This is a genomic window from Pseudomonas promysalinigenes, assembly GCF_014269025.2.
Taxonomy (GTDB): Bacteria; Pseudomonadota; Gammaproteobacteria; order Pseudomonadales; family Pseudomonadaceae; genus Aquipseudomonas; species Aquipseudomonas promysalinigenes.
The window spans coordinates 3856149-3872447 of sequence record NZ_CP077094.1 but is presented as its reverse complement, the minus strand read 5'-3'; the positions used below and the strand labels follow the sequence as shown (position 1 = coordinate 3872447).

14 protein-coding genes are annotated in these 16299 nt (G+C 61.4%); all 14 read left to right on the top strand.

All coding sequences use genetic code 11. From position 1 onward, the window contains the following. Positions 1–4 precede the first annotated feature (4 nt). The 14 genes from pyrH (at position 5) to dnaE (ending at position 16195) form a co-directional block, all read left to right on the top strand. The gene (pyrH, locus tag HU725_RS17590; protein WP_056796398.1) at positions 5–748 is read left to right on the top strand and encodes a UMP kinase; all 744 of its coding nucleotides are present in this window, start codon (positions 5–7) and stop codon (positions 746–748) included. Then, positions 745–1302, top strand: coding sequence for a ribosome recycling factor (gene frr / locus HU725_RS17585; protein WP_186477790.1), 558 nt, complete (start codon positions 745–747; stop codon positions 1300–1302). Before pyrH ends, frr begins: the two co-directional genes overlap by 4 nt. A gap of 15 nt (positions 1303–1317) precedes the next feature. Continuing rightward, positions 1318–2073, top strand: a complete 756-nt coding sequence (gene uppS, locus HU725_RS17580) for a polyprenyl diphosphate synthase (protein ID WP_060478347.1) — start codon at positions 1318–1320, stop codon at positions 2071–2073. After that, positions 2073–2888, top strand: coding sequence for a phosphatidate cytidylyltransferase (locus HU725_RS17575; protein WP_186477791.1), 816 nt, complete (start codon positions 2073–2075; stop codon positions 2886–2888). Before uppS ends, HU725_RS17575 begins: the two co-directional genes overlap by 1 nt. Then, on the top strand, positions 2885–4075 hold the full coding sequence (gene ispC / locus HU725_RS17570) for a 1-deoxy-D-xylulose-5-phosphate reductoisomerase (protein WP_186477792.1): 1191 nt from the start codon (positions 2885–2887) through the stop codon (positions 4073–4075). The genes HU725_RS17575 and ispC overlap by 4 nt, the downstream gene beginning before the upstream one ends. Positions 4076–4123: 48 nt before the next feature. Beyond that, positions 4124–5476, top strand: a complete 1353-nt coding sequence (gene rseP, locus HU725_RS17565) for a sigma E protease regulator RseP (RefSeq protein WP_186477793.1) — start codon at positions 4124–4126, stop codon at positions 5474–5476. A gap of 73 nt (positions 5477–5549) precedes the next feature. Continuing rightward, complete coding sequence (gene bamA / locus HU725_RS17560; RefSeq protein ID WP_217872360.1) at positions 5550–7895, top strand: outer membrane protein assembly factor BamA; 2346 nt, start codon at positions 5550–5552, stop codon at positions 7893–7895. 44 nt (positions 7896–7939) lie between these two features. Next, positions 7940–8443 (top strand): OmpH/Skp family outer membrane protein, encoded by a 504-nt coding sequence (locus HU725_RS17555; protein WP_003252311.1) that lies wholly within the window; start codon positions 7940–7942, stop codon positions 8441–8443. Between the two features lies 1 nt (position 8444). Continuing rightward, positions 8445–9500, top strand: a complete 1056-nt coding sequence (gene lpxD, locus HU725_RS17550) for a UDP-3-O-(3-hydroxymyristoyl)glucosamine N-acyltransferase (protein WP_186478717.1) — start codon at positions 8445–8447, stop codon at positions 9498–9500. 113 nt (positions 9501–9613) lie between these two features. Next, positions 9614–10054: a 3-hydroxyacyl-ACP dehydratase FabZ gene (gene fabZ, locus HU725_RS17545; protein ID WP_060480150.1), complete on the top strand. Its 441-nt coding sequence runs from the start codon at positions 9614–9616 to the stop codon at positions 10052–10054. Further along, positions 10051–10827 (top strand): acyl-ACP--UDP-N-acetylglucosamine O-acyltransferase, encoded by a 777-nt coding sequence (lpxA, locus tag HU725_RS17540; protein WP_060480149.1) that lies wholly within the window; start codon positions 10051–10053, stop codon positions 10825–10827. Before fabZ ends, lpxA begins: the two co-directional genes overlap by 4 nt. A 1-nt stretch (position 10828) precedes the next feature. After that, positions 10829–11956, top strand: a complete 1128-nt coding sequence (lpxB, locus tag HU725_RS17535; RefSeq protein ID WP_186478716.1) for a lipid-A-disaccharide synthase — start codon at positions 10829–10831, stop codon at positions 11954–11956. 1 nt (position 11957) lies between these two features. Next, on the top strand, positions 11958–12581 hold the full coding sequence (rnhB, locus tag HU725_RS17530) for a ribonuclease HII (RefSeq protein WP_060480147.1): 624 nt from the start codon (positions 11958–11960) through the stop codon (positions 12579–12581). An 89-nt stretch (positions 12582–12670) separates the two neighbouring features. Continuing rightward, positions 12671–16195: a DNA polymerase III subunit alpha gene (gene dnaE / locus HU725_RS17525; protein ID WP_186478715.1), complete on the top strand. Its 3525-nt coding sequence runs from the start codon at positions 12671–12673 to the stop codon at positions 16193–16195. Positions 16196–16299 lie beyond the last annotated feature (104 nt).

Below are 16299 nucleotides of genomic sequence, written 5' to 3'. Positions count from 1 at the left end.
CGCAATGGCTCAGCAGGTGAGTGGTCGCCAACCTCGCTATAAACGCATTTTGCTCAAACTTAGCGGCGAGGCCCTGATGGGCTCGGAAGACTTCGGGATCGACCCGAAGGTGCTGGACCGCATGGCCCTGGAAGTTGGCCAGTTGGTAGGGATCGGCGTTCAGGTCGGCCTGGTGATCGGTGGTGGCAACCTGTTCCGCGGCGCAGCGCTCAGCGCAGCCGGCATGGACCGTGTCACAGGCGATCACATGGGCATGCTCGCCACCGTGATGAACGCATTGGCCATGCGCGATGCGCTGGAGCGTTCGAACATCCCGGCCCTGGTCATGTCGGCTATTTCCATGGTCGGTGTGACCGATCATTACGACCGTCGCAAAGCTATTCGCCACCTCAACTCCGGGGATGTGGTAATTTTCTCTGCTGGTACCGGCAACCCGTTCTTCACCACCGACTCTGCAGCCTGCCTGCGCGCCATCGAAATCGATGCCGACGTGGTGTTGAAGGCGACCAAGGTCGATGGCGTGTACACTGCCGATCCATTCAAGGATCCGCATGCCGAGAAGTTCGATCACCTGACCTACGACGAGGTCCTGGATCGCAAGCTTGGCGTGATGGACCTGACCGCAATCTGCCTGTGCCGTGACCACAAGATGCCATTGCGGGTATTCAACATGAACAAGCCTGGCGCCCTGCTGAACATCGTAGTCGGTGGCGCCGAAGGTACTCTGATCGAGGAAGGCCAAGCATGATCAACGACATCAAGAAAGACGCGCAGGAGCGCATGGGCAAGTCCATCGAAGCCCTGACTCGTAACCTGGCGGCGATCCGCACCGGTCGCGCCCACCCAAGCATCCTGGATAGCGTCAGGGTCACTGCCTGGGGTAGCGAGATGCCGCTGAACCAAGTGGCCGCGATTACCGTCGAAGACGCCCGCACCCTGAAGATTGTCGCCCACGACAAGAACCTCAGCGCTGCCATCGAAAAGGCCATCCTGACTTCCGACCTGGGCCTGAATCCGTCCAGCGCCGGTACCACCATCCGTGTGCCGATGCCGGCTCTGACCGAAGAAACCCGCAAGGGCTACACCAAGCAGGCCAGTGGCGTTGCCGAAGATGCCAAAGTGGCTGTGCGCAACGTGCGCCGCGATGCGCTTGCCGACCTGAAAAAGCTGACCAAGGACAAGGCCATCAGCGAAGACGAAGAACGTCGCGCCGCAGATGAAATCCAGAAGCTGACCGACAAATTCGTCGCCGAAGTCGATGCTGCTTTCAAAGCCAAGGAAAAGGACCTGATGGCCGTCTAAGGCCGAGGTTTTTTAATGGAAAAGTCCAAGTTGGCGGCACCACTTTCGGTGCCGCGTCACGTCGCGATCATCATGGATGGCAACAACCGCTGGGCGAAGAAGCGCCTGTTGCCCGGCGTCGCCGGGCACAAGGCTGGCGTCGACGCGGTGCGCGCAGTCATCGAAGTGTGCGCCGAGTCTGGGGTCGAAGTGCTGACCCTGTTCGCATTCTCCAGTGAAAACTGGCAACGTCCGGCCGACGAGGTCGGTGCGTTGATGGAGCTGTTTTTCACGGCTTTGCGCCGGGAGGCACGGCGCCTCAACGAGAACAACATCAGCCTGCGCATCATCGGCGATCGCTCACGCTTTCACCCCGAGTTGCAGGCCGCCATGCGCGAAGCCGAAGCGCTGACTGCTGGCAACAACCGCTTCATCCTGCAGATCGCCGCGAACTACGGTGGCCAGTGGGATATCGCGCAAGCTGCCCAGCGCCTGGCGCGTGAGGTTCAGGCAGGCCATTTGCGGCCTGACGACATCACCCCGGGGTTGCTGCAGACTTGCCTGGCCACCGGCGAGCTGCCTTTACCTGACCTGTGCATCCGTACCGGTGGTGAGCACCGCATCAGCAACTTCCTGCTATGGCAGCTGGCGTATGCCGAGCTGTATTTCTCCGACCTGTACTGGCCGGATTTCAAACACGAGGCCATGCGCAAAGCACTGGCCGAATTCGCATCGCGCCAGCGCCGCTTCGGTAAGACCAGCGAGCAGGTCGAGGCTGGAGCTCGTGCTTAATGCTTAAACAACGCATCATTACAGCGCTGATCCTGCTGCCGGTCGCGCTGGGCGGTTTCTTTCTGCTCAACGGCGGGGATTTCGCCCTGTTCATCGGCTTCGTGGTGACCCTGGGTGCCTGGGAATGGGCGCGTCTGGCCGGACTTGTGGCTCAGCCTCTGCGTATCGCCTATGCCGCGGTGGTCGCTGGCGCGCTGATGCTGCTGCACCTGATGCCGGACCTGGCCCCGTGGGTGCTCGGGGCTTCGGTCATCTGGTGGGGGTTGGCCACCTGGCTGGTACTGACCTACCCACGCAGCAGCGAACTATGGGCCAGCGCCGCTTGCAAGCTGTTGATCGGCCTGTTGATCCTGCTGCCTGCCTGGCAAGGCCTGATGCTGCTCAAGCACTGGCAGCTAGGTAATTGGCTGATTTTGTCGGTGATGGTGCTGGTCTGGTCTGCCGACATCGGCGCCTACTTCTCCGGTCGCGCCTTTGGCAAACGCAAGCTCGCCCCACAGGTAAGCCCCGGCAAGAGCTGGGAAGGGGTATACGGTGGCCTGGCGGTCAGCCTGGCGATCACCCTTGTGGTCGGTATCAACCGTGGCTGGGGCTTCGGCCAATTGCTGCTGGGGTTGATGGGCGCGGCCCTGGTGGTCATGTCTTCGGTGATCGGTGATTTGACCGAGAGCATGTTCAAGCGCCGCGCCGGTATCAAGGACAGCAGCAACCTGCTGCCTGGACACGGCGGTGTGCTCGATCGCATCGATAGCCTGACCGCAGCCATCCCGGTCTTTGCCGTGCTGCTGTGGGCCGCTGAATGGGGTGTTATGTGAGCACCGTGCAGCGGATTACCGTGCTGGGCGCTACAGGCTCGATTGGCCTGAGCACCCTGGATGTGATTGCGCGCCACCCTGAGCGCTACCAGGTCTATGCGTTGAGCGGCTACACCCGTATCGATGACCTGCTGGCTCTGTGCGTTCAGCATCGCCCGGCTTATGCCGTGGTACCCAACCCTGAGGCTGCGGTGCGCCTGCGCCTGGGGCTGGCCGATGCTGGCTGCGCTACCCAAGTGCTGGAAGGGGAGGCCGGGCTGTGCGAGGTTGCAGCCGCACCGCAGGTGGATGCAGTAATGGCGGCCATCGTCGGTGCCGCCGGCCTGCGCCCGACCTTGGCTGCGGTCGAGGCGGGCAAGAAGGTGCTGCTGGCCAACAAAGAGGCGCTGGTGATGTCCGGCGCTTTGTTCATGGAGGCGGTGCGCCGCAGTGGTGCGGTACTGTTGCCGATCGACAGTGAACACAACGCCATTTTCCAGTGCCTGCCGGGCGATTACGCCCGTGGCCTGAGCCAGATCGGTGTGCGCCGCATCTTGCTGACCGCCTCGGGTGGTCCGTTTCGCGAAACACCGCTGCCGGCCTTGGTCGACGTCACCCCTGAGCAAGCTTGCGCCCACCCCAACTGGTCAATGGGCCGGAAGATTTCGGTGGACTCGGCCAGCATGATGAACAAAGGCCTGGAACTGATCGAAGCCTGCTGGCTATTCGATGCAGCGCCGGCCAAGGTCGAAGTAGTGGTGCATCCGCAAAGCGTGATCCACTCGCTGGTCGACTACGTCGATGGTTCGGTGCTGGCTCAGTTGGGCAACCCGGATATGCGCACGCCCATCGCCAACGCGCTGGCTTGGCCTGAGCGTATCGAGTCGGGTGTTGCCCCGCTGGATTTATTCGCCATCGCCCGCCTGGACTTCCAGGCGCCTGACGAGCTGCGCTTCCCGTGCCTGCGCCTGGCGCGACAGGCAGCTGAAGCTGGTAACAGTGCACCTGCGGTGCTCAACGCGGCCAATGAGGTCGCGGTCGAGGCATTTCTTCAGCGGCGTATCCGCTTCCCGGAGATCGCGAGTATGATCGAGCAGGTGCTTGAGCAAGAACCTGTCGTGCCTTTGCTGTCGCTGGAGGCTGTATTTGCCGCCGACCAACGTGCGCGCGAATTGGCGCGCGAGTGGCTGAGGCGACATGGCCGTTGAGGCCGGTGGCGCTGCCAGGGTTTTGCTGAACGTCATTCGGAGATAGATATGACTGCGCTCTACATGATTGTCGGCACCCTGGTGGCCCTGGGTGTATTGGTCACATTCCACGAGTTTGGCCACTTCTGGGTAGCCCGGCGCTGCGGTGTCAAAGTACTGCGGTTCTCCGTGGGCTTCGGTACACCACTGCTGCGCTGGCATGATCGCCAGGGCACCGAGTTCGTGGTGGCCGCCATCCCGCTGGGTGGCTACGTGAAGATGCTCGATGAGCGAGAAGGCGATGTACCGACGGCACTGGCCGACCAGGCGTTCAATCGCAAGTCGGTGCGCCAGCGCATTGCGATCGTGGCCGCAGGCCCGATTGCCAACTTCCTGTTGGCCATCGTGTTCTTCTGGCTGCTGGCCATGCTCGGCACGCAGCAGATCCGTCCGGTGATCGGTGGCGTCGAGCCGGGAAGCTTGGCCGCTTCTGCTGGCCTGGCCGCCGGTCAGGAAATTGTCTCGGTCGATGGCAAGGCGACCAGCGGTTGGTCAGCCATCAATCTGCAGCTGGTCAGGCGCCTGGGCGAGAGCGGCACTTTGCAGCTCGGTGTGCGTGACGAAGGCAGCAGTGCCGAGCGCCAACTGCCAATCAAACTGGATCATTGGCTCAAAGGTGCCGACGAGCCTGACCCTATCCAGTCCTTGGGCCTGCGCCCGTGGCGGCCTATGGTGTCTCCGGTGCTTGCCGAGATCGACCCGAAGGGCCCAGCGGCATCTGCTGGCCTGAAGGTCGGCGACAAACTTCTTGCCCTCGACGGGGCGGCGTTGAACGATTGGCAGCAAGTGGTGGACAGCGTCCGCGCCCGGCCGGATGCCGCTGTGGTGTTGCGCGTCGAGCGCGATGGCGCGGCCCTGGATGTGCCGGTCACCCTGGCTCACAAAGGGGAAGGCAAGGCTGTCGGTGGCTACCTGGGGGCAGGCGTGAAGGGCGGCGAATGGCCGGCCAACATGCTACGAGAAGTCAGCTATGGGCCGCTGGATGCCGTTGGCGAAGGCCTATCGCGTACCTGGAACATGAGTGTGCTGACCCTCGAGTCGCTCAAGAAAATGCTGTTCGGGGAGCTCTCGGTAAAAAACTTGAGTGGACCGATAACCATTGCTAAAGTGGCGGGCGCTTCAGCCCAGTCCGGCGTGGGGGATTTCCTGAATTTCCTGGCCTACCTGAGCATAAGCCTGGGGGTTCTTAACCTGCTGCCCATTCCAGTACTGGATGGGGGGCATTTGCTGTTTTACCTGGTCGAGTGGGCGCGCGGTCGTCCGCTGTCGGAACGGGTGCAAGGTTGGGGGATTCAGATCGGTATCAGTTTGGTCGTAGGGGTGATGTTGCTCGCCCTGATCAACGATCTGGGTCGACTATAAAAGCTTCGCACAATTGCGAGCCTGCCGTTTCCATACGGCGGTTGTTTATTGCCAGTTGGAATAAAAGGACTTCATGAAACGTCTGCTGCTAACTGCGGTCATGTCCGCACTGATGATCGCTGAAGTTCACGCCGAGTCCTTCACCATCTCCGATATTCGTGTCAACGGCCTGCAGCGGGTATCCGCTGGCAGCGTGTTCGGCGCTTTGCCGCTGAACGTTGGCGACCAGGCCGACGACAAGCGTCTGGTGGACTCCACCCGCTCGCTGTTCAAGACTGGCTTCTTCCAGGACATTCAGCTCAACCGCGACGGTAATGTACTGATCATCAACGTGGTCGAGCGCCCGTCGGTGTCGAGCATCGAGATCGAAGGCAACAAGGCGATCAGCACCGACGACCTGATGAAGGGCCTGAAGCAGTCGGGCCTGGCTGAGGGCGAGATCTTCCAGCGTGCCACCCTCGAAGGCGTGCGCAACGAGCTGCAGCGCCAGTACGTTGCCCAGGGCCGCTACTCGGCCGAGGTGGACGCCGAAGTGGTCCCCCAGCCGCGCAACCGCGTAGCCCTGAAGATCAAGATCAACGAAGGCACCGTCGCTGCCATCCAGCACATCAACATTGTTGGCAACACGGTGTTCAGCGACGAAGAGCTGCAGCAGCTGTTCGAGCTGAAGACTACCAACTGGTTGTCGTTCTTCAAGAACGACGACAAGTACGCCCGCGAAAAACTGTCCGGTGACCTGGAGCGCCTGCGTTCCTACTACCTGGACCGCGGCTACATCAACATGGACATCGCCTCTACCCAGGTGTCGATCACCCCGGACAAGAAGCACGTCTACATCACCGTCAACGTCAACGAAGGCGAAAAGTACACCGTTCGCGACGTGAAGCTGTCGGGTGACCTCAAGGTGCCGGAAGACCAGGTCAAGTCGTTGCTGCTGGTGCAGCCTGGCCAGGTGTTCTCGCGCAAGGTGATGACCACCACCTCCGAGCTGATCACCCGTCGCCTGGGCAACGAAGGCTATACCTTCGCCAACGTCAACGGCGTGCCGCAGCCCAACGATCAGGACCATACCGTCGACATCATGTTCGTGGTGGACCCTGGCAAGCGCGCGTACGTCAACCGTATCAACTACCGCGGCAACACCAAGACCGAAGACGAAGTGCTGCGCCGCGAGATGCGCCAGATGGAAGGTGGCTGGGCGTCGACCTACCTGATCGACCAGTCCAAGACTCGTCTGGAGCGCCTGGGCTTCTTCAAGGAAGTCAACGTCGAAACCCCGGCCGTGCCAGGCACCGACGACCAGGTCGACGTCAACTACAGTGTCGAAGAGCAAGCTTCCGGCTCGATCACCGCCAGTGTCGGTTTCGCCCAGAGCGCTGGCCTGATCCTGGGTGGCTCGATCAGCCAGACCAACTTCCTCGGCACCGGTAACAAGGTATCCATCGGCCTGACCCGTTCGGAATACCAGACCCGCTACAACTTCGGCTTCGTTGACCCCTACTTCACTGCCGACGGCGTGAGCCTGGGCTACAACGCCTTCTACCGCAGCACCGACTACAGCGACCTCGACGTCGACGTGGCCAGCTATGCCGTGGATAGCCTGGGTGCCGGTGTGAGCCTCGGCTACCCGATCAGCGAAACCTCGCGCCTGACCTATGGCCTGAGCGTTCAGCAGGACAAGATCAAGACTGGTAAGTACACCGTCGACGAGATCTTCGACTTCCTCGAGAAGGAAGGTAAAAGCTTCACCAACTTCAAGGCCTCGATCGGCTGGTCCGAGTCGACCCTGAACAAAGGTGTCCTGGCAACCCGCGGTCACTCCCAGAGCCTGACCCTGGAGAGCACCATTCCGGGTAGTGATCTGTCGTTCTACAAGCTCGACTACCGCGGCCAGTTGTTCAAGCCGATTACCAGCGACTACACCCTGCGCCTGCACACGGAACTGGGCTATGGTGATGGTTTCGGTGGCACCTCGGGCTTGCCGTTCTACGAGAACTACTATGCTGGTGGCTTCAACTCTGTGCGTGGCTTCAAAGATAGCAGCCTGGGACCACGTAGCACACCGAGTACCGGCAAGAATGGAACAGAGTTTGACCCGGACCAAGACCCACTGCCGTTCGGTGGCAACGTGCTGGTCCAGGGTGGTGTGGAGCTGCTGTTCCCGCTTCCGTTCGTCAAGGATCAGCGCTCGCTGCGGACCTCGGTGTTTTGGGACGTGGGTAACGTGTTCGACACCAACTGCGGCAGCAAGCCTGATTGCGAGAAGGTCGGTTTCTCGGGCATGGCCAGCTCCGTCGGTTTGGGTGTGACCTGGATCACTGCACTGGGCCCGTTGAGCTTCAGCCTGGCGATGCCGGTCAAGAAGCCGGACGATGCTGACACCCAGGTGTTCCAATTCTCTCTGGGCCAGACCTTCTAAGGTCGGCCCTTGCTTAACGACAACGGTTTTTCCAGGAGTGCATCGTGCGTAAATTGGCTCAACTGGCCGTAGTGGCCGCGGCGCTGGTCGCCACCCCGGCTTTCGCCGAAATGAAAGTCGCTGTGCTGAACTATCAGATGGCCCTGCTCGAATCCGATGCCGCCAAGAAGTACGCGGTCGACGCCGAGAAAAAGTTCGGCCCGCAGCTGACCAAACTGAAAAGCCTGGAAAGCAGCGCCAAGGGCATTCAGGACCGTCTGATCAAGGGCGGCGACAAGATGCAACAGCAAGAGCGCGAGCGCCTGGAGCTGGAATTCAAGCAAAAAGCCCGTGACTTCCAGTTCCAGTCCAAGGAGCTGAACGAGGCCAAGGCCGTTGCTGACCGCGACATGCTCAAGCAGCTCAAGCCGAAGCTGGACGGTGCTGTCGAGGAAGTGATCAAGAAGGGCGGCTACGACCTGGTTCTCGAGCGCGGTGCGGTCATCGATGTCAAACCTCAGTACGACATCACCCGCCAAGTTATCGAGCGTATGAACCAAGCGCGTTGATATGACCGTGACCATGACGCTCGGCCAGCTGGCCGAGGCCCTCGGGGCCACACTGAAAGGCCCTGAGGCGCTGCAGATCACTGGGCTGGCCACCTTGCAGGAGGCTGGCCCGGGTCAGTTGAGCTTTCTGGCCAACCCGCAGTACCGCAAGTACCTGGACGACTGCCAGGCTGCGGCCGTCCTGCTCAAGGCGGCTGATGCCGAAGGTTTTGCCGGCCATGCGCTGATCGTGGCCGACCCGTACCTGGCCTATGCGCGTGTTTCTCATCTGTTCGACCCCAAACCCAAGGCTGTGGCGGGTATTCATCCCAGCGCCGTGGTGGCTGAGGACGCGCAGGTGGACGCCAGTGCAAGTGTCGGGCCGTTCGCGGTCATCGAAAGCGGTGCGCGCATCGGTGCTGGTGTCTGCATCGGCGCTCACTGCTTCATTGGCGCACGCTGTGTGATCGGTGAGGGTGGCTGGCTGGCACCGCGGGTCACGCTGTATCACGACGTGACCATCGGCAAGCGTGTAGTCATTCAGTCGGGTGCCGTTATCGGCGGCGAAGGCTTCGGGTTTGCCAACGAGAAAGGTATCTGGCGCAAGATTGCCCAGATCGGCGGCGTCACCATCGGTGACGACGTGGAAATTGGCGTCAACACCGCCGTTGACCGTGGTGCACTGTCGGATACCCGGATCGGCGATGGGGTCAAGCTCGACAACCAGATCCAGATCGCTCACAACGTGCAGATCGGTGATCACACGGCCATGGCTGCCTGCGTGGGTATCTCGGGCAGTGCGCGCATCGGCAAGCATTGCATGCTGGCAGGTGGTGTAGGGCTGGTGGGCCACATCGATATCTGCGACAACGTATTCATTTCCGGAATGACCATGGTGACCCGTTCGATCACCGAACCAGGTTCCTATTCATCCGGTACCGCCATGCAGCCATTGGCTGACTGGCGCAAGAGCGCGGCGCGTATTCGTCAGCTCGATGACATGGCCAAGCGCCTCCAGCAGGTGGAAAAACGTGTCGATACCGTGACCTCAGGTGGCCAGCCGGCATCAGAAGGCTGATACCATTTCCTGAGCAAGAGTGAACAGTCGCTAGCTGGCTCCTCTTTGGATTGCAAAAGGAGCGTGTGGTCAGCACCTGCGCTCCCTATTCTTATTACAGGCTTCCCCCCGAAATGATGGACATCAACGAGATTCGCGAATACCTGCCTCACCGCTACCCGTTCCTGCTGGTAGATCGCGTGACGGATCTGGACTTCGAGGCCCAGAGCATTCGTGCCTACAAGAATGTCAGCATCAACGAGCCGTTCTTCAACGGCCATTTCCCAGCGCACCCGATCATGCCGGGTGTTCTGATCATCGAAGCCATGGCCCAGGCGGCCGGCATCCTGGGCTTCAAGATGCTCGATGCCAAGCCCGCCGACGGCACCCTGTACTACTTCGTTGGGTCCGACAAGCTGCGTTTCCGCCAGCCTGTGCTGCCAGGCGACCAGCTGGTACTGGAAGCCAAGTTCCTCAGCCGCAAAAGCATGATCTGGAAGTTCGAGTGCCGTGCTCTGGTTGACGGCAAGGCAGTATGCTCGGCCGAGATCACCTGTGCGGAACGCTCCCTATGACTTCGATTGATCCACGGGCGATCATCGACCCGTCGGCCAGGCTGGCCGACGGCGTCGAGGTTGGCCCGTGGTCTATCGTTGGCCCCGATGTCGAAATCGGTGAAGGCACGGTCATCGGCCCGCACGTGGTGCTCAAAGGCCCGACCCGGATTGGCAAGCACAACCGCATCTACCAGTTTTCCTCGATTGGCGAAGACACCCCTGACCTCAAGTACAAGGGTGAGCCGACGCGGCTGGTCATCGGCGACCACAACGTGATCCGCGAAGGTGTGACCATTCACCGTGGTACGGTCCAGGACCGTTCGGAAACCACCCTGGGTGATCACAACCTGATCATGGCCTATGCCCACATAGGCCATGACAGTGTCATTGGCAACCACTGCATCCTGGTCAACAACACCGCGTTGGCCGGGCATGTGCATGTTGGTGACTGGGCGATCCTCTCCGGCTTCACCCTGGTGCATCAGTACTGCCACATCGGCGCCCATGCGTTCTCTGGCATGGGCACGGCGATCGGCAAGGATGTGCCGGCTTTCGTCACAGTGTTCGGCAGCCCTGCCGAAGCCCGCAGCATGAACTTCGAAGGCATGCGCCGGCGTGGCTTCAGCGATGAGGTCATCCACGCCTTGCGCCGCTCCTATAAGATCGTCTACCGCCAAGGCCTGACTGTCGAAGAGGCGGTCAAGGAGCTGGAAGAGCTCGCGGCCAAGCACGATCAGGTCGAACTGTTCCGCCAGTCGATCGTGAACTCTGCCCGCGGCATCACCCGCTGAAATGGGGCAGCTTTGCGTAGCCCTGGTCGCAGGTGAGGCCAGCGGCGATATTCTCGGGTCCGGGCTGATGCGCGCCCTCAAGGCGCGCCATCCCGATATCCGTTTCATCGGCGTGGGCGGCCCGCTGATGGAGGCCGAAGGCCTGCAGTCGTACTTCCCGATGGAGCGCCTGGCAGTCATGGGCCTGGTCGAGGTACTGGGGCGTCTGCGCGAGCTGCTAAAGCGCCGCAAAGCGCTGATCCAGACCCTGATCGGCGAGCGGCCCGATGTGTTCATCGGTATCGACGCGCCAGACTTCACCCTCAACATCGAACTGAAACTGCGCCAGGCTGGAATCAAGACAGTGCACTATGTCAGCCCGTCAGTCTGGGCGTGGCGGCAAAAACGTGTGCTGAAGATCCGCGAGGGTTGCGACCTGATGCTCACGCTGTTGCCGTTCGAGGCACGTTTCTACGAAGAACAGGGCGTACCGGTGCGCTTCGTGGGCCACCCCTTGGCCGATACCATCCCGTTGACGGCAGACCGGCACGCTGCTCGCAGCGCGCTGGGGCTGGCCGACGGGCCAGTGGTGGCGTTGATGCCGGGAAGCCGGGGCGGTGAGGTGGGGCGCCTGGGCGCGCTGTTCCTCGATGCCGCTCAGCGCCTGCGTGAGCTGGTGCCTGGGGTGCAGTTCGTGCTGCCCTGCGCAAACTTTGCGCGGCGTGCTCAGGTGGAGCAGATGCTGGCAGGTCGCGACCTGCCGTTGACCTTGCTCGATGGTCAGTCGCACCAGGCGTTGGCTGCCTGCGACGCGGTGCTGATTGCCTCTGGTACCGCCACACTCGAGGCGCTTTTGTACAAACGCCCGATGGTCGTTGCCTATCGCCTGGCACCCTTGACCTACTGGATACTCAAGCGCCTGGTGAAAAGCCCTTACGTCTCGTTGCCCAATCTGCTGGCCCAGCGTGAGCTGGTGCCGGAGCTGCTGCAGGATGCCGCGACCAGTGAAGCCTTGGCGCAGACCTTGGCGCCGCTGATCGCCGGGGGTGCCCAGCAGACCGAACGCTTCGATGAGATTCACCGCACCCTGCGCCGCGACGCCTCCAACCAGGCGGCCGACGCAGTGCTGGCCTTGCTCAAGGACCGCTGATATGCAGATTGGATTGGACTTCAACCTGGTCGAAGACCTGGTGGCCGGCGTTGACGAGGTCGGGCGCGGCCCGCTGTGTGGTGCAGTGGTCACGGCGGCGGTCATTCTCGATCCGGCTCGGCCGATCCTGGGCTTGAACGATTCGAAGAAACTCACCGAAGCCAGGCGTGAGGCATTGTTCGACGAAATCTGTGAAAAAGCGTTGAGCTTTTGCATCGCCCGCGCTGAAGTCGATGAAATCGACCGGCTCAACATCTTGCATGCCACCATGCTGGCCATGCAGCGTGCGGTTGAAGGGCTGCACATCACACCGAAACTGGCCTTGATCGACGGCAATCGTTGCCCGCAACTGGCCGTTCCGGCTGCACCGGTGGTCAAGGGCGACAGCCAGGTGCCGGCCATCGCCGCCGCATCGATTCTGGCCAAGGTGACCCGTGATCGGGAGATGAGCGCATTCGAGCTGATCTACCCTGGCTACGGCATCGGCGGGCACAAAGGCTACCCTACTGCAGTGCACCTGGAGGCCTTGGCGCGGCTGGGCCCCACTCCCATCCATCGGCGCTCATTCGGCCCGGTGCGCGCCGCGTGGGAAGCCCGAGAAAGCTTCACTCACGCACTGATCTGATCCAATGGGGCCGCTATGCGGCCCCAAATGCTTCGAGCATTTACGCTACAATCGCGCCCTTGTCGTTCAGCACTGCTACAGGACTTTCCATGTCGGTTCCCTTCGTTCACCTGCGCGTCCATTCCGAATTCTCGCTGGTAGACGGCCTGGTGCGGATCAAGCCGCTGGCCAAGGCGCTGGCGGGGATGAACATGCCTGCGGTGGCGATCACCGACCAGAGCAACATGTGCTCGCTGGTGAAGTTCTACAAAACCGCCATGGGCGCCGGGATCAAACCGATCTGTGGCGCCGACCTTTGGCTGGCCGGCGCCGATCCGGAAGCACCGCTGTCGCGCATCTGCTTCCTGGCCATGAACCCCAAAGGCTACCGCAACCTCACCGAGCTGATTTCCCGTGGCTGGACCGACGGTCAACGCAACGGGCTGGTGATTGTCCAACGCGAGTGGATTGCCCCTGCCAGTGATGGGCTGATTGCCCTGTCTGCGGGCAAGGAAGGCGACATCGGCATGGCGCTGGCGAGCGGCCGTCAGGCTGAAGCCCAGGCCCTGCTGCGCGACTGGATGGGCATGTTCCCAGACCGCTTCTACGTCGAGGTGCAGCGCACCAATCGTGCGGGTGACGAAGACTACGTACACGCCGCCGTGGCCCTGGCCGACCAGCTCGGCGCGCCGTTGGTGGCCACCAACGACGTACGTTTCATCAAGCAATCGGACTTCGATGCTCACGAAACCCGGGTTTGCATCGGCGAAGGCTGGACCCTCGACGACCCGCGCCGGCCGCGCAACTACAGCGACCAGCAGTACCTGAAGTCGGCCGAAGAAATGGCCGAGCTGTTCAGCGACCTGCCCGATGCAATCGCCAACACTGTGGAAATCGCCAAGCGCTGCAACATCCAGGTGCAGCTCGGCAAGTACTTCCTGCCCGACTTCCCGACGCCCAATGGCATGGGTATCGACGATTATCTGCGCCATGTCTCGCACGAAGGCCTGGAGGAGCGCCTGGCGGTGCTCTGGCCGAAAGAGACCACGCCCAACTACGAAGAAAAACGCCAGGTCTACCTGGACCGGCTGAAGTTCGAACTGGACATCATCATCCAGATGGGTTTCCCCGGTTACTTCCTCATCGTTATGGACTTCATCAAGTGGGCCAAGAACAACGATGTGCCGGTAGGCCCGGGCCGGGGTTCGGGTGCCGGTTCCCTGGTGGCCTACGTGCTGAAGATCACCGACCTCGATCCGCTGGCCTACGACCTGCTGTTCGAGCGCTTCCTCAACCCTGAACGTATTTCCATGCCCGACTTCGACGTCGACTTCTGCATGGATGGCCGCGACCGGGTGATCGATTACGTGGCCGAAGCTTATGGCCGTAATGCCGTGAGCCAGATCATCACCTTCGGCACCATGGCCGCCAAGGCGGTGGTGCGCGATGTGGCGCGGGTGCAGGGCAAGTCCTACGGCCTGGCCGACCGGCTGTCGAAGATGATCCCGTTCGAAGTGGGCATGACCCTGGAGAAGGCCTACGAGCAGGAAGAGATCCTGCGCGACTTCCTCAAGGGCGACGAAGATGCCCGCGAAATCTGGGACATGGCGCTCAAGCTCGAAGGGGTGACCCGAGGCACCGGCAAGCATGCCGGTGGCGTGGTCATCGCGCCAACCAAGCTCACCGATTTTTCGCCGATTGCCTGTGACGAGGAGGGCGGCGGCCTGGTCACCCAGTTCGACAAGGATGACGTCGAGGCTGCGGGCCTGGTGAAGTTCGACTTCCTTGGCCTGCGCACCTTGACCATCATCAAGTGGGCGATGGAAATCATCAACCGCGAGCAGGCCAAGCAGAACCTGCCTGACGTCAACATCGATTTCATCCCACTGGATGACCGCAAGACCTACGAGTTGCTGCAGAAAGCCGAAACCACGGCGGTGTTCCAGCTCGAATCCCGCGGCATGAAAGAGCTGATCAAGAAGCTCAAGCCCGACTGCCTGGAAGACCTGATCGCACTGGTGGCGTTGTTCCGCCCCGGCCCGCTGCAATCGGGCATGGTGGACGACTTCATCAACCGTAAGCACGGCCGTGCCGAACTGGCCTACCCGCACTCCGACTACCAGTACGAAGGCCTCAAGCCGGTGCTGGCGCCCACCTACGGCATCATTCTGTACCAGGAACAGGTGATGCAGATTGCCCAGGTGATGGCAGGCTACACCCTGGGCGGTGCAGACATGCTGCGCCGGGCAATGGGTAAGAAAAAGCCTGAAGAAATGGCCAAGCAGCGGGGCGGCTTCATCGAAGGTTGCGTTGCCAACAACATCGATGCTGATCTGGCCGGTAACATCTTCGACCTGGTGGAAAAGTTCGCAGGTTACGGCTTCAACAAATCCCACTCGGCCGCCTATGGGTTGGTTTCTTATCAGACTGCATGGCTGAAAACCCACTATCCTGCGCCTTTCATGGCAGCGGTACTCTCAGCGGACATGCACAACACCGACAAGGTGGTGGTGCTGGTCGAGGAAGTGCGCAGCATGAAGCTGCGCCTCGATGCGCCGGATGTGAACTTCTCCGACTTCAAGTTCACCGTCAACAACGATGGCCGCATCGTCTATGGCCTGGGTGCGATCAAAGGCGTCGGTGAGGGCCCGGTGGAGGCCATCGTAGAAGCGCGTGCCCAAGGCGGGCCGTTCAAGGACCTGTTCGACTTCTGCGAGCGCATCGACCTCAAGCGGGTCAACAAGCGCACCCTCGATGCCTTGATCCGCAGTGGTGCCCTGGACCGGTTGGGTCCGCATTTCCATGATGAGATCAAGGCGTATCACGCCAGTATCGACATCAACCGCGCCACCTTGCTGGCGGCGCTGGGCGAGGCCATCAAGGCCGCCGAACAGGCTGCGCATACCGCCGACAGTGGCCATGTCGACCTGTTCGGCGGCATGTTCGACGCCGCAGACGTGGACGTCTATGCCAACCACCGCAAGGTGCGTGAGCTGACCCTCAAGGAGCGCCTTAAAGGCGAGAAGGACACCTTGGGCTTGTACCTCACCGGCCATCCGATCGACGAATACGAAACCGAGATCCGCCGTTTCGCCCGCCAGCGCATCATCGATCTCAAGCCCTCGCGCGAGACTCAGACCATCGCCGGGATGATCATTGCCATGCGGGTGATGAAGAACAAGAAAGGCGACAAGATGGGCTTCGTCACCCTCGATGACCGCTCCGGGCGCATCGAGGCTTCGCTGTTCGCCGACGCCTACGTGGCGGCCCAGTCTTTGCTGCAGACCGATGCCATGGTGGTGGTCGAAGGCGAGGTCAGCAACGACGACTTCTCAGGCGGCCTGCGCCTGCGCGTCAAGCAGGTGATGACCATGGAGGATGCACGCACCAAGCTGGCCGAGAGCCTGCGCTTGAAGGTGGCCCATGAGGCACTCAAGGGCGACCGCCTGAAATGGCTGGGCGAGTTGATCACCCGGCATCGCGGCGCCTGCCCGATCACCCTCGAGTACACCGGCAGCGATGCCAAGGCCATGCTGCAGTTCGGTGACCAGTGGTCGATAGACCCGGCCGACGGCCTGATTCAGGCACTGCGTGACCAGTTCGGACGTGAGAACGTCTTCCTGCAATATCGTTGAATCGACGAAATTTAATCTCGACCTATATGCGCCTGATCCCTTAAGGTATGGCGCCAAACGGATCAACCGGCCGGCCGCCTGGCCGTAGACCCAAGACGGATGAC

Excerpts from the sequence above, each read along its gene's own strand:
- pyrH (WP_056796398.1), top strand. The coding sequence starts at position 5 with ATGGCTCAGCAGGTGAGTGGTCGCCAACCTCGCTATAAACGCATTTTG.
- frr (WP_186477790.1), top strand. The coding sequence starts at position 745 with ATGATCAACGACATCAAGAAAGACGCGCAGGAGCGCATGGGCAAGTCC.
- uppS (WP_060478347.1), top strand. The coding sequence starts at position 1,318 with ATGGAAAAGTCCAAGTTGGCGGCACCACTTTCGGTGCCGCGTCACGTC.
- HU725_RS17575 (WP_186477791.1), top strand. The coding sequence starts at position 2,073 with ATGCTTAAACAACGCATCATTACAGCGCTGATCCTGCTGCCGGTCGCG.
- rseP (WP_186477793.1), top strand. The coding sequence starts at position 4,124 with ATGACTGCGCTCTACATGATTGTCGGCACCCTGGTGGCCCTGGGTGTA.
- bamA (WP_217872360.1), top strand. The coding sequence starts at position 5,550 with ATGAAACGTCTGCTGCTAACTGCGGTCATGTCCGCACTGATGATCGCT.
- lpxD (WP_186478717.1), top strand. The coding sequence starts at position 8,445 with ATGACCGTGACCATGACGCTCGGCCAGCTGGCCGAGGCCCTCGGGGCC.
- fabZ (WP_060480150.1), top strand. The coding sequence starts at position 9,614 with ATGATGGACATCAACGAGATTCGCGAATACCTGCCTCACCGCTACCCG.
- lpxA (WP_060480149.1), top strand. The coding sequence starts at position 10,051 with ATGACTTCGATTGATCCACGGGCGATCATCGACCCGTCGGCCAGGCTG.
- lpxB (WP_186478716.1), top strand. The coding sequence starts at position 10,829 with ATGGGGCAGCTTTGCGTAGCCCTGGTCGCAGGTGAGGCCAGCGGCGAT.
- rnhB (WP_060480147.1), top strand. The coding sequence starts at position 11,958 with ATGCAGATTGGATTGGACTTCAACCTGGTCGAAGACCTGGTGGCCGGC.
- dnaE (WP_186478715.1), top strand. The coding sequence starts at position 12,671 with ATGTCGGTTCCCTTCGTTCACCTGCGCGTCCATTCCGAATTCTCGCTG.